This window comes from Mycobacterium sp. M26 (genome assembly GCF_001494595.1).
GTDB lineage: Bacteria > Actinomycetota > Actinomycetes > Mycobacteriales > Mycobacteriaceae > Mycobacterium.
On sequence record NZ_LN929908.1, the window covers coordinates 1,076,115 to 1,089,700 of the forward strand.

The 13,586-nt window shown below is 69.4% G+C and carries 6 protein-coding genes; 1 reads left to right on the forward strand and 5 read right to left on the reverse strand.

Annotated elements, in window-relative coordinates; all coding sequences use genetic code 11:
* Positions 1 to 3: 3 nt before the first annotated feature.
* From BN3385_RS14490 to pks2, 4 genes are all read right to left on the reverse strand, one after another.
* The gene (locus tag BN3385_RS14490; protein ID WP_059017495.1) at positions 4 to 951 is read right to left on the reverse strand and encodes a metal-dependent hydrolase; all 948 of its coding nucleotides are present in this window, start codon (positions 949 to 951) and stop codon (positions 4 to 6) included.
* A gap of 22 nt (positions 952 to 973) precedes the next feature.
* Positions 974 to 1,648 (reverse strand): methyltransferase family protein, encoded by a 675-nt coding sequence (locus BN3385_RS14495; protein ID WP_059017497.1) that lies wholly within the window; start codon positions 1,646 to 1,648, stop codon positions 974 to 976.
* 218 nt (positions 1,649 to 1,866) lie between these two features.
* A complete protein-coding gene (locus BN3385_RS14500; RefSeq protein ID WP_059017499.1) occupies positions 1,867 to 2,094 on the reverse strand; it encodes a hypothetical protein in 228 nt (75 codons plus the stop codon).
* Positions 2,095 to 2,319: 225 nt separating this feature from the next.
* Positions 2,320 to 8,580: a sulfolipid-1 biosynthesis phthioceranic/hydroxyphthioceranic acid synthase gene (pks2, locus tag BN3385_RS14505; protein WP_059017501.1), complete on the reverse strand. Its 6,261-nt coding sequence runs from the start codon at positions 8,578 to 8,580 to the stop codon at positions 2,320 to 2,322.
* Positions 8,581 to 8,921: 341 nt separating this feature from the next.
* Between pks2 and BN3385_RS14510 the strand changes: the two genes are divergently transcribed.
* Positions 8,922 to 10,676: an AMP-binding protein gene (locus BN3385_RS14510; RefSeq protein ID WP_059017503.1), complete on the forward strand. Its 1,755-nt coding sequence runs from the start codon at positions 8,922 to 8,924 to the stop codon at positions 10,674 to 10,676.
* Positions 10,677 to 10,703: 27 nt separating this feature from the next.
* Here the strand turns inward: BN3385_RS14510 and BN3385_RS29220 are convergent, their stop codons facing one another.
* On the reverse strand, positions 10,704 to 13,565 hold the full coding sequence (locus tag BN3385_RS29220) for a PE family protein (protein ID WP_156432762.1): 2,862 nt from the start codon (positions 13,563 to 13,565) through the stop codon (positions 10,704 to 10,706).
* Between the last annotated feature and the right edge of the window lie 21 nt (positions 13,566 to 13,586).

Sequence of the window (13,586 nt, forward strand, 5' to 3'; positions counted from 1 at the left end):
GGCTCAGGCCGGTTGATTACCTGCCGCGGTGTACCACCGCGTGACGTCATAGCCGGCGTCGTAGCGGGCCAGCCATTCGGCAGCCAGGGCCGGCAGCTTCTGGCGGGCCGGATTGTGGCCGGGGATCTGGCTGCGGAACACACCGAACGCGGCGGCTGCCTGTTCGCGCAGTGGGACGTGCGGGTACGGCTTGCCGAACGGGCCAAACTTGGGTGAGCCGATGAACGGCAGCTTGTGTGCTGACGGAAAGCGCTGCGTCAGAGCAGTTTTCCAGCGCTGGTTACCGAACATCGACCCGGCGTCGACCTTGCGGATCGCGGTCGGTACGTGCCGGTTGAACCCCTCGGCAGCCTTAACCATCACCGATCCGGCGTGCGCGAACACCGAGGGCGCCACCCTCATCCGGTACCACCGATTTTTCACTACGGCGTCGTAGATCCGCAGTGCGGAACTGCGATGCTCGACCTCTTCGACGAAGTGCCACACGAACAAGGAGGCGACACGGTCGTCACCGGGTGCGAACAGGGTGTCGGCGTTGTCGAGCATGAGCTTGAACGACGGCGTGAAGGTGGCCTCGAGGTCGGCGATGTAGGCCAGCCGGTAGTGCAGCGACTTACGCGCAGTCAGTCCCTCGTAGGTCGACACCATCTCGTCGAGGGTTTCCTTGAGCGGCGGGTGAGTCTTGATCAGCCCCTTGGCGTGCTGCCGGTGGGCCAGGGTGTGTTGGGCCTCCTGCCGCACGAACGCCCGAGCCTCGTCGGCCACGTCGGAGTCGGTGATCAGCGGGAGGGCGTCGTTGACCGCGGCCACGATCATCTTCTCGACGGCGATGAAGAAGAACGACATCGCGTTCGTTGCGCTGGAGAAGGCTGGGTCGGATGGGTTCCACAGATAGGGGACCGCCGCGTCGGCGAAGCCGAACCGCAGTTTGCGGGTGTGCAGGTGTGTCATCGCCGATTTCCGCCGAAGCTCGTCACCACATCCCCGGAACCAGGCGATAGCGGACGGTTTGGGTGTACTCGAGATAGCCGTCGAGTTCCGCGCGCAGCAGCTTCTCCTCGTCGCGGATGCGCACGCCGAGGACGAGCAGCCCCGGGATCACCAGCAGCAGACCCCAGTAGGACCCGAGTGCGAGCGGGATGCCGGTCATCATGACGACGTTGCCGGTGTACATCGGGTGGCGCACCAGGCCGTAGAGGCCGGTGGACGCCAGCTTCTGACCGGCCTCCACCCGCACGGTCGACGCCGCGTAGTTGTTCTGCATCACCACCAGCATCGGGGCGGCCAGACCGATCGCGACCAGCACATTGCCCAGCACCGAGACCGCGGCCGGCACGCTGGACCACCCGAACCGGTGGTCGAGCGCGCTGACGATCAGCATGGTGGCCAGTGACAGCCACAGCCCGCCCATAACGCGCTTCTGCACCGGCCGGGGCTCGGCGGCGGGGCCGCCACTCATCCGGCGTTGCAGGGCTTCGGGGTTGGCCTTCAGCAGGTAGATGCTCGACGTCCAGGTGGTCACGGCGAAGACCGCCAGCAGCACCCAGGCCTGCCAGTAGTTCGTGGTGCCCGCGGTGAGGAACACGATCAGGCCGGACACCACAGGCTCGGTGAGCCCGTTCACCAACAGTTTGAGAACGGTGTGCACCGAGCCTCCTCATAGGTTGTCCGGACCAACACGCCCACAACACACGTCATGCGCCGGACAGCGGTTACCGCGACTTACGGTTACGTAACCGAATGTCGGCAGATATTTCTGCGGCGCAGTTCCGAAAATACCGTCCTCAGGGCAAAGATGTGTGCGTATCGAGACTTTGGTTCGTCCGCTTTGCGAATACCGCGGACGCGCGGTGCGAAGCGCAGCTCTCAGCGCATCTGTAGATGACGTACAGGGTTTTTGGCGCAGGACGTAGTCGCCAACCACTGCATGATCGCAGCAATCACCTGGCGACCCACCGCAGACTGGTATTCGCGCAGGTACTGCTCGCGCGCCGGGTCATCGTCAGCCAACCGATGAGTGAGCGGGTGCGGGGTCTTCCACACCGCGTCCTGAGCAGCCTCACCCACTGCAACCTGGAAGTCGATCTTGTTCATTGGTTCCCCCCAATCCCGAACCGCTACCGACCGGTAACCGCAATTGTGCGACTGGCAACCTGGGAATGCAACGAAAATTGGTTTTTCGTAGTCCACGCATATTTATGCACGACAAAACATTCGTGCCGTCAGTATTCAAATACTGAATCCGACTATCCGCCGTCTTCCGTAAGAGCGGCGCTTGCGCGGTGGTCAGCGGGCCGGTGTCGTCGGGCCCGAATCGGCTCAGCCGGTCATCGTGGCCGACAGCTTTTCACACAACAGATCCGCCAGCCCCCGAACCGTGCCCGCCGCCAGGTCGCCGGCGGTCAGACGCACGCCCGTCTCGGTCTCGATGCGCGTCCGCAGTTCCAGAGCGCCGAGCGAGTCCACACCGTACTCGGACAGCGGGCGGTCCGGATCGACGCTGCGTCGCAGGATCAGGCTGATCTGGTCGGAGATCAGGCGCCGAAGCCGGGTCGGCCACTCGTCCTGGGGTAGCTCGCTGAGCTCGGCGCGCAGTTTGCTTGTCCCCGTGCTGCTTTCTCCCACCGAGCGGAACGCCTCGGCGAAGGGACTGCGTTGCGCGAAGGCGGTCAACCAGCCGGCCCCGATGAGCGGGGCATAGCCGGTGTAGCCGCGATCGTGGCGCAGCATGGCCTCGAATGCGTAGGCGCCCTCGTCGGGGCCGATGGCGGCACCGGCACCTTCGGCGAACTCCGTGGCGCGGCCGATCTGGCCCCACGCGCCCCAGGCGATCGACGTGGCGGGCAAGCCCTGGGCCCGCCGCCACCGCGTGAAGGTGTCCAGCCAGCTGTTGGCCGCCGAGTAGGCGCCCTGTCCCGGCGAGCCGACGAGTGCGGCGGCCGACGAGAACGAGCAGAACCAGTCCAGCGGCTCCTCGGTCACTGCGGTGTGCAGGTGCCAGGCGCCGAAAACCTTGGGCGCCCAATCCCGTTCGATGAGATCGTCGGTGACGTTGGCCAGCGTGGCGTCCTCGACCACCGCGGCGGCGTGCAGTACGCCGCGCACCCGCAGGCCGGTGGATGTCGCGGTGGTCACCAATTGCCCTGCGGTGGACGGATCGGCGATGTCGCCACAGACCACCACGACGTCGCTGCCCATCGAGCGGATGAGTTCGATCGTCTCCAGCGCCTTGAGCGTGGGCTGCGAGCGGGAGGTGAGGACGATCCGTCCACACCCGGCGGCGGCCATCTTCTCGGCGAGGAACAGGCCCAGCCCGCCCAGGCCGCCGGTGACGATGTAGGCACCGTCACGCCGGAACGGCTCGGTCTGCTGCGGCGGTACCACCACCTCGCGCTGACCTGTCCGGGGCACCTCGAGTAGCAGCTTGCCGACGTGCTGGGCCGCACTCATCACCCGGATCGCCGTGGCCGCTTCGGCGAGCGGGTAGTCGGTGTGCCGGGCCGGTGGCAGTTCGCCGGCCGCGGTCAGGGCGTACACCTCACGCAACAGCTCGCCGACCCGCTGCGGATGCGTGAGCGACATCAGCGCCAGGTCCACGTAGAAGAACGTGAGGTTGTGCCGGAACGGGAACAGACCCAGGCGGGTGTTGCCGTAGACGTCGCGTTTACCGATCTCGACGAACCGCCCGCCGGTGGCCAGTAGCTCGAGCCCGGCCCGCTGGGCGGCACCGGTCAGTGAGTTGAGCACGATGTCCACGCCGTAGCCGTCGGTGTCGCGGCGAATCTGCTCGGCGAACTCGGTGCTGCGCGAGTCGTAGACATGCTTGATTCCCATGTCGCGCAACAGTTGCCGGCGTTCCTCGCTGCCCGCGGTGGCGAAGATCTCGGCGCCGGCCGCCCGGGCGACCCCGATGGCGGCCTGCCCCACACCACCGGTGGCGGAGTGGATCAGCACCTTGTCGCCGGCGCCGATCCGGGCCTGATCGTGCAGGCCGTACCAGGCGGTGGCCGCGGCGGTCGCGACCGCGACGGCCTGATGCTCGGTCATCTCCGGTGGCAGCGTGGCTGCCAGCCGGGCGTCACAGGTGACGAACGTGCCCCAGCAGCCGTGTCGGGAGAATCCGCCGACCCGGTTACCGACCCGATGCTCGGTGACATCAGGGCCGACGGCGGTGACCACTCCGGCGAAGTCCATGCCCAACTCGGGGAGGTTGCCGTCCAGGGCCGGGAACAGACCCATCGCCACCAGGACGTCGGCAAAGTTGATGCTCGAGACGCTGACCGACACCTCGATCTGGCCTGGGCCGGGCGCAACCCGTTCGCAGGCAACCCATTCCAGGGTCTCCAGGTCACCGGGGGTGCGGATCTGCAGCCGCATCCCGTCGCTGTCGTAGGAGCCGTTTCGGCTGTAGCGGTCTTCGGGCCGCAGCGGCGCCGGGCTCAGCCGCGCGGTGTACCACTGCCCGTGGCGCCAGGCGCTCTCGTCCTCGTCGGATTCGCCGAGCAGTTGTCGGGCCAGGTGCTCGGCCTCGGTGGCATCGTCGAGGTCGATCTGGGTGGTGGTCATATGCGGGTGTTCGGCGGCGATCACCCGGATCAGACCGCGCAGGCCACCCTGTTCGAGGTTGGCCAGATCACCGTCGACCACGCTCTGCGCGCCGCGGGTCACCACCACCAGATTCGGGACCTGCCCGGAGGTCTGGGCCAGCTCGCGGGCGATGTGGACCAGATGCTGCACCTGTTCCAGTCCACGCTGCGGCGAGTGCGCAGCGCTGTCGCCGGACGACCGCCCGGTCAATACCACGGCGCCGGTGAACTGATCGCCGCGCAGCACCGCAGCGAGTTCGTCGGCGCTGGCCTGTTGGTCGGCGCGCGGCGTCCAGGACAGGGTGGTGCACTGCGTGCCATGGCTTTTCAGCGCGTCAGCCAGGGCGGTGCCCAGGGTGTCGGCTGCGGAGGTGTCGATCAGAAGCCAGTTGCCGGTGGCCGTCTCGGGCAGTTCGGGAAGCTCGCGCTGCTGCCACTCGATGGTCAGCAAGCGGTCGGCGAGCATCCGGTCCTGTTGCGAGGTGTCGGATGCTCCGGTGCCACAACGCAACCCGTGCACGCTGAGCAGGACGGCGCCGTGCTGGTCGAGCACGTCGATATCGGCTTCGATGCCCGCGGCGTCTACGTTGGTTACCCGGGTGTAGCAGTAGTGGGCGCCGCGGGTCGAGCCGTAGGTCCGCAGCCGACGGGCGCCCAATGGCAGTGCGAGCGCGCTCTCGCCAAGACCCTGAACCTGAGGGCTGGCTGCGACGGACTGGAAGCAGGCGTCGAGCAGGGCCGGATGCACCCCGTAGGCGCTCTGCTGGGAGCGGATCTGGCTGGGTAGTGACACCTCGGACACGACGGTTCCGCCGGCCTGATCGCCGGTGCGCACCACCACCAGCCCGGAGAATGCCGGTCCGTAGAGCACACCGCGCTGGGCCATGCCCGCACGCACCTCGGCACCCTCGACCGAATCAGGATGTGCAGCAAGCAATTCGGCGATTTCGTAGGTTGCCGGTAGCTCGTCTGAATCAGTGGCATGCAGTGTCGCGGTGGCCTGTCGGGTCAGGGTCCCGCCCTGATCGGACTCGACGACGAACTCCAAAACCCCGGGCGAGGAAGCGGTGGTGGACGCGCCGACGGTAGTGTGCTCGTCGAGCAGCAGCGCCTGTTCGAAGCTGATGTCGCGGACCTCCGCGGTCTCCCCGAGCACCGAGCGGGCCGCGGCCAGCGCCATCTCGCAGTACGCCGCTCCGGGCAGCACCGCGACGTTGCGGATCTGGTGTTCAGCGAGCCACGGGTGGGCTGCCGTGCCGATCTCGGCCTGCCAGACGTGGCGCTCCGGCTCCTCCTGCAGGCGCACGTGCGGGCCGAGCAGCGGGTGCACCGACACGGTGTGCCCGCCGTGCGAGGACGCCTCCTGGCCGTCGTGGCTCAGCCACAGATGACGGTGTGACCAGGTGGGCAGCGGGGCGTCGACCAGAAGGCCGGTCGGGTAGGGCACCGCAAAGTCGACGGCGGCACCGGCGCTGTGCAGATCGGCGAGGAAACCCCGAAGTCCTTGTGGGAGTTCCTGTTCGCGGCGCACCGCTGCCAGCGTGGCCAGCGGGACGTCGAGGTTGTCCGCGGTCTGCTCGACGGCGTGGGTGAGCAGCGGATGCGGCGCCAGTTCGGCGAACACCCGGTAGCCGTCTTCCAGGGCGGCGCGTACCGCGGCGGCGAACCGTACGGTGCGGCGCAGATTATTGACCCAGTACTTGGCGTCGCAGATCGGATCCTCGCGCGGGTCGAACCCGGTCGCCGAATAGAACGGGACCTGCGGTGTCATCGGCGTGATGTCGGCCAGTGCCTTGACGAGGTCGTCGAGGATCGGGTCCACCTGAGGCGAGTGCGAGGCGACGTCGACGGCGACCTGACGGGCCATCACATCACGTTCTTCCCACCCGGAGATCAGATCCTTGACGGTGTCGGTGGCACCGCCGATCACTGTCGAGGTGGGGGAGGCCACCACCGCCACCACCACATCCTTGATCCCGCGCATGGTGAGCTCGGAAAGTACTTGCTTGGCTGGCAGTTCCACCGATCCCATCGCACCGGAACCGGCGATGGTGGCCATCAGCTTGGAGCGCCGGCAGATGACCCGCACGCCGTCCTCCAGTGACAGGGCACCCGATACCACCGCCGCGGCGGTCTCGCCCATCGAGTGGCCGATCACCGCACCGGGGCGCACTCCGTGCGCCTTCATCGCGGCGGCCAGAGCGACCTGCATGGCGAACAGGCTCGGCTGGACCCGGTCGATACCGGTGACCACCTCCGGTGCGGTGATCGCCTCGGTGACCGAGAAACCCGACTCTGCGGCGATCAGCGGCTCGAGTTGAGCGATGGTGTCGGCGAAAACCGGTTCCTTGGCCAGTAATTCGGTGCCCATGCCGGCCCACTGCGAGCCCTGCCCGGAGAACACCCACACCGGTCCGCGGTCGTCGCGTCCGACGGCGGGCTGATAGAGGGCGTCACCCTCGGCGATCTGGCGCAGTGCGTCGGCCAGTTCGGATCGGTCGGCGGCGGCGACCGCGGTGCGCACCGGCCGATGCGCGCGCCGGCGCGCCAGCGTGTACGCCAGATCCGGCAGTGCCACGTCCTGGCGCTGCTGCGTCCAGTCGGCCAATCGGCCTGCGGTACGGCGCAGTTCGTCAGCGGAGGTGGCCGACAGCGGGAAGAGCAGCGGCGCCGCCGGCTCTGTCTGGGCGGGCTGCGCCGACGCTTCCGGGGCCTGCTCGAGGATCGCGTGCACATTCGTGCCGGAGACGCCATAGGACGACACCGCCGCCCGGCGGGGGTGCCCGGTAGTCGGCCAGTCGGTATTCTCCTGCGGCACAAACAAATTGGTGGTTATCTTGGCCAGATCGTCGGGCAGGCGGTTGAAGTGAAGGTTGCGGGGGACCACACCGTGCTGCAGCGCGAGGACCGTCTTCATCAAGCCGAGAATGCCCGAGGCTGACTGGGCATGGCCGAAGTTTGTCTTGACCGAGGCCAGCGCGCACCGGCCTGCGACGCCGTAAACCTCACTGAGGCTGCTGAATTCGAGAGGGTCGCCGACCGGGGTACCGGGACCGTGGGCCTCGATCATGCCGACGGTGGCGGCGTCTACATCCGCCGTTTGCAGCGCGGTCCGGTACAGCTCGGCCTGCGCGACCGCCGACGGGGTGGAGATGTTGACGGTGTGACCGTCCTGATTGGCGGCCGTCCCGCGGATGACCGCGAGGATCCGGTCACCGTCGCGCACGGCGTCGGACAGGCGCTTGAGCAACACCACGCCGGTGGCCTCGCCGCAGACGTAGCCGTCGGCGGCCGCGTCGAATGCCCGGCACCGCCCGGTGGGAGAGAGGTGGCTCTGCGCGGTGCCTGCGACGTACTTGCGCGGTTCGAGAAGCACGAACGACGCCCCGGCCAGCGCCAGGTCGCTTTCGCCGTCGTCGAGGCTGCGGCAGCCCATGTGTACCGCGAACAGGCCTGACGAGCACGCGGTGTCGAGGGTCAGCGCGGGTCCGTGCACGCCGAGGGTGTAGGAGATCCGCCCGGAGGCCATGGCCAACGTGCTGCCCTCGAAGCCGTAGGGGCCTTCCATCTCCTCGGAGTCGGCGTTCACCAGCTGGTAGTCCAGGTGGGTCAATCCCATGAAGACACCGGTCAAGGAATCGCGGATCGCCTCGGGCGTCAGACCGGCGTGCTCCATCGCCTCCCACGATGTCTCCAGCAACAGCCGATGCTGCGGGTCGAGTGCGGTGGCCTCACGGTCGTTGATGCCGAAGAACTCCGCGTCGAACCCGGCAACGTCGTCGAGAAAGGCGCCCCACTTCGACACCGTCCGACCCGGCACACCGGGTTCGGGGTCGAAGTACTCATCGACATCCCAGCGATCCCGGGGAATCTCGGTGACCAGGTCATCACCGCGCAGCAACGCCTCCCAGAGTTGCTCCGGGGAGGTGATGCCGCCTGGGAGGCGGCAGGCCATGCCGATGACAGCAACCGGGGTACTCGGCTGGCGGGTCATCGTGGGAAGAGGATTCGCGCACGCCGAGGGGTCTGCCCGATCATCGATCGCACCGAGAGGAACCATCCCATCTGATTGACTCGCATTCGGCACCTCGTTGACCAGCCGAATTGCTATTCGTGGCCGGACTGGTGCCGTGCCCATGTCGGCGTCGGTCGACGCGTGATGACGTGCCGAGGTGGCAGGGCGAAGTCATTATGCAGCCGACCTACATGTTGGTAAAGCGTTTCGCGGCTTAACCAACTGTGGGTTAGCTACTTCTTGTTCGCATTCTGTACCGCGGCCTTTCTATCTCCTACCTTCCAGTAATTGACGGTTCCGTCTGCGCTAGCCTGTGGTCCGTGACACAGGCGGTTGAGACCTCGTTTCCGGCACTGTTGCGCGAGCGCGCGCTGCTGCAGCCAGACGACACGGCACTGACGTTCGTCGACTTCGATCAGGACTGGGCGGGCGTCCCGCTGAGCCTGACCTGGCCGGAGCTGTACCGACAAGCCCTCAACGTGGCCCGCGAACTCAGCACCTGCTCCAAGCCCGGTGACCGGGCGATGATCGTCGCGCCGCAGGGGCTGGAGTACATCGTGGGATTCCTGGGCTGCCTGCAGGCCGGTCTGATCCCCGCCCCGCTGGCGGTGCCGTTCGGCGGTGTGGCCGACGAGCGCGTCGACTCGGTATTACGCGACGCCCAGCCGGCCGCTGTTCTGACCACCTCGGCGGTGGTCTCCGAGGTGGTCCGCAGCCTCACCCCGCCGCCGGGGCAGCCGACGCCCGCGGTCATCGAGGTCGACCGTCTGGACCTCAACGCTCCGGTGCGCTCGGACACCGGTGACGGCGACTTCCACGGCTACGAGGGTCCGGCCTATCTGCAGTACACCTCCGGGTCGACTCGCTCACCGGCCGGCGTGATGATCTCCTACAAGAATGTGCTGACCAACCTTCAGCAGATCTGCACCGACTTCCTCGCCGACGGCGGTGTGGTGGCCCCGCCGACCATCGTGTCGTGGCTGCCGTTCTATCACGACCTCGGTCTGCTGATGGGTATCTGCACACCGGTCGTCGCCGGGTTCCCCACGGTGCTCACCAGCCCGGTGTCGTTCCTGCAGCGGCCGGCTCGCTGGATGCACCTGGCCGGTGGCTACGAGCGTGCCTTCACCTCGGCGCCCAACTTCGCCTTCGACGTGGCGGCCCGCAAAATCTCCGACGACGACATGGCTGGTGTCGATCTCAGCGAGATCTTGCTGATCCAGAGCGGCGCCGAGCGGGTGCAGCCCTCCACGGTCAAGCGCTTCATGGACCGCTTCACCCGATTCGGCTTGCACGACAACGTCATTCAGCCCTCCTACGGTCTGGCCGAGGCGACTCTGTATGTCGCCACACCCGATCCGGCCAAGGCCCCGACGATCGTGTCGTTCGACTCCGAGAGCCTGGCAGCCGGGCACGCGAAACGGGCCGAGACCGGTACCCCGCTGGTCAGCTACGGCGCCCAACGGTCCGCGCTGTCGCCGGTGGTCCGAGTCGTCGACCACGACAGCGGTGTCGAATGCGAGCCCGGTGTGCTCGGCGAGATCTGGGTGCACGGCGACAACGTCGCTGCCGGCTACTGGGAGAAGCCGGAGGAGACGGCCCGCACGTTCGGCGCCACCCTGGCTGGCGCGACGGGGGATACCCCCGAAACCGGGTGGCTGCGGACCGGCGATCGCGGTTTCATCTCCGACGGTGAACTTTTCGTGGTCGGCCGCATCAAAGACCTGCTGATCATCTACGGGCAGAACCACGCTCCCGACGACATCGAGGCAACGGTCCAGGAGATCACCCGCGGCCGGGTGGCAGCGATCGCCGTCACCGACGACGGCGAGGAGAAAGCTGTCGTGGTTATGGAGGTCCGCAAGCGCGGCAACTCTGATGAGGAGATCGCCGAGAACCTGGCCGCCATCAAGCGGGAAGTGACGGCGGCGATCTCCAATGCGCATCGGCTGGCCGTCTCGGATCTGGTTCTGGTAGCGCAGGGGTCGATCCCGGTGACCACTAGTGGCAAGGTCCGGCGATCGCTGTGCGTTGAGCACTACACGCGAAACCACTTCAACCGGTTGGACGCTTAGCCTCGTAATGCTTGTGGCTGTGCGGTTTTAGCCGCCGGCGCCACCTGTTCCCGCGGTTCCGCCGCTACCGCCGGGGCCACCTGTCGTGCTGCTGGGTCCGGTTCCGGCGGTGCCGGCGCCTCCGGTGGTTCCCGCCTTGCCTGCGCCGGTCACCCCGGTTCCGCCGGTGCCGCCGGTGCCGCCGGTGCCACCCGTGCCACCCGTGCCGCCACCGCCATTGCCGTTGCCGCCGGAACCACCAACACCACCGGTGGCCCCGTTGCCGCCCTTGCCGCCGGTGCTGACAAGCGCGTTGCCGCCGTTGCCGCCCGCGCCGCCAACCCCGCCCTGGCCGCCGCTGCCGCCGACGCCGGTGTTACCCGTGCCGGCACCGCCGAGGCCACCGACGCCGGCCGCGCCGCCCGTGCCGCCGGCACCGCCGACGATCACCAGCGTGCCTCCGCCTGCCCCTGCCGCGCCGCCGGCACCACCCTGGCCGCCTTGTCCGCCCGCTCCGCCGGCCGTCCCGGTGTTGGCGCCGCCGGTGCCGCCCTGTCCGCCGACGCCGCCGACGCCACCTTGGCCGCCGGCGCCGCCGCCGACTCCGCCGATGCCTGCGCCGCCGGTGCCACCGGCGCCTGCTGCACCGCCCGCGCCGCCGACGCCGCCGGTGCCTCCGGCCGCGGCTGTGGTGGACGCGGTGCCGGTGGTGCCTTGGCCGCCCTGGCCGCCGGTGCCACCCTTGCCGCCAGCGCCGCCGGATCCCGTGGAACCTGTTGCGCCGCCACCGGTTCCGCCGGTGCCTGCCGCACCTGCAGTGCCGCCGGTGCCGCCTTGGCCACCCTGACCGCCGGCCCCGCCCGCGGTTCCGGTGTTGGCGCCGCCGGTACCGCCCTGGCCACCTTGACCGCCGACACCACCCTGGCCGCCGGCACCGCCGCCGACTCCGCCGATGCCCGCGCCGCCGGTACCGCCTTGGCCGGCCGTGCCGCCCTGTCCACCCTGACCGCCTGCTCCCGCAGCCGAAGCGGTGGCCGAGTCAGTGCCGGTCGTACCGGTACCGCCGGTGCCGCCGGCGCCGCCCTTGCCGCCTTGGCCGCCGGTTCCGGTGGTTCCTGTTGCGCCACCGCCGGTTCCACCCAGACCGGCTGCACCCGCGGTGCCGCCAGTGCCACCCTGGCCACCAGCGCCGCCTTGTCCGCCGGTGTTGCCGGTGTTGTTGCCGCCGAGACCGCCCTGGCCGCCGGTGCCGCCGACACCGCCCTGACCGCCTGCACCGCCGCCGACGCCACCGATACCGGCACCACCGGTGCCACCAGTACCCGCTGTGCCGCCTTGTCCGCCTTGGCCGCCCGCCGTCGGCGCGGTGGCCGAATCGGTGCCGGTGGTGCCTGTGCCACCTTGGCCGCCCTTGCCACCGGTGCCACCGGTGCCGCCGGTGCCGGTGGTTCCTGTTGTGCCGCCGCCTGTTCCGCCGGTGCCCGCTGCGCCGGCCGTGCCGCCGGTGCCGCCCTGGCCGCCGGCGCCGCCTTGTCCGCCGGTGTTGCCGGTGTTGTTGCCACCGAGACCGCCTTGGCCGCCGGTGCCGCCGACGCCACCTTGGCCGCCCGTGCCGCCGCCGACGCCGCCGATGCCGGCACCACCCGTGCCGCCTTGGCCTGCTGTGCCGCCTTGTCCGCCTTGGCCGCCCGCGGTCGGCGCTGTTGTGGAGTCGGTGCCGGTGGTGCCGGTGCCGCCTTGGCCGCCCTTGCCGCCGGTACCACCGGTTCCTCCAGTACCGGTGGAACCGGTGGTGCCACCGCCGGTTCCACCGGTGCCCGCTGCGCCGGCCGTTCCGCCGGTGCCGCCCTGGCCGCCGGCGCCACCTTGTCCGCTGGTGTTGCCGGTGTTGTTGCCGCCGGTGCCGCCCTGGCCACCCTGACCGCCAACGCCGCCCTGGCCGCCGGAGCCACCGCCGACGCCGCCAATACCGGCACCACCCGTACCGCCGGCGCCCGCCGTTCCGCCTTGTCCGCCCTGTCCACCGGTTGTCGGGGCAGTAGTGGAGTCGATGCCGGTGGCGCCGGTTCCACCTGTGCCACCGGTGCCGCCCTTGCCGCCTTGGCCGCCGGTACCGGTGGATCCTGTTGCACCACCGCCTGTTCCACCCAGACCGGCTGCGCCGGCGGTTCCGCCGGTGCCGCCCTGGCCGCCGGCTCCGCCTTGTCCGCCGGTGTTGCCGGTGTTGTTGCCACCGGTGCCGCCCTGGCCGCCGGTACCACCGACGCCGCCCTGACCACCAGCGCCGCCGCCTATGCCGCCAATACCGGCACCGCCCGTACCACCGGTACCCGCCGTTCCGCCCTGACCGCCTTGCCCGCCCGCGGTGGGCGCCGTGGCCGAGCTGGTGCCCGCCGTACCTTGGCCGCCGGTCCCACCAGTACCGCCCTTACCGCCTTGACCGCCGGTACCGGTGGATCCTGTTGCACCGCCGCCTGTTCCACCCAGACCGGCTGCACCTGCGGTTCCGCCGGTGCCACCCTGGCCGCCGGCTCCGCCTTGGCCGCCGGTGTTGCCGGTGTTGTTACCACCGGTGCCGCCCTGGCCGCCGGTACCACCGACGCCGCCCTGACCACCAGCGCCGCCGCCGACTCCGCCGATACCGGCGCCGCCGGTGCCGCCCTGCCCGGCGGTACCACCTTGTCCGCCCTGTCCACCCGCGGTGGGTGCCGTCGTGGAGTCGGTGCCGGTGGTGCCGGCACCGCCTTGTCCACCGGTGCCGCCCGCCCCCGTTACCGCCCCTGCCGCCGGACTGCAGAGCCACGGTGGTCGACCCGCCTGCGCCGCCGTTGCCCCCGTGGCCCAGCCATAGTGCCGACCCACCATTGCCGCCGGACTGGCCGGACTGCCCGGCGCCACCGTTGCCGCCATTGCCGATGATTCCGGACGTCC

Excerpts from the sequence above, each read along its gene's own strand:
- BN3385_RS14490 (WP_059017495.1), bottom strand. The coding sequence starts at position 951 with ATGACACACCTGCACACCCGCAAACTGCGGTTCGGCTTCGCCGACGCG.
- BN3385_RS14500 (WP_059017499.1), bottom strand. The coding sequence starts at position 2,094 with ATGAACAAGATCGACTTCCAGGTTGCAGTGGGTGAGGCTGCTCAGGAC.
- pks2 (WP_059017501.1), bottom strand. The coding sequence starts at position 8,580 with ATGACCCGCCAGCCGAGTACCCCGGTTGCTGTCATCGGCATGGCCTGC.
- BN3385_RS29220 (WP_156432762.1), bottom strand. The coding sequence starts at position 13,565 with ATGGCGGCAACGGTGGCGCCGGGCAGTCCGGCCAGTCCGGCGGCAATG.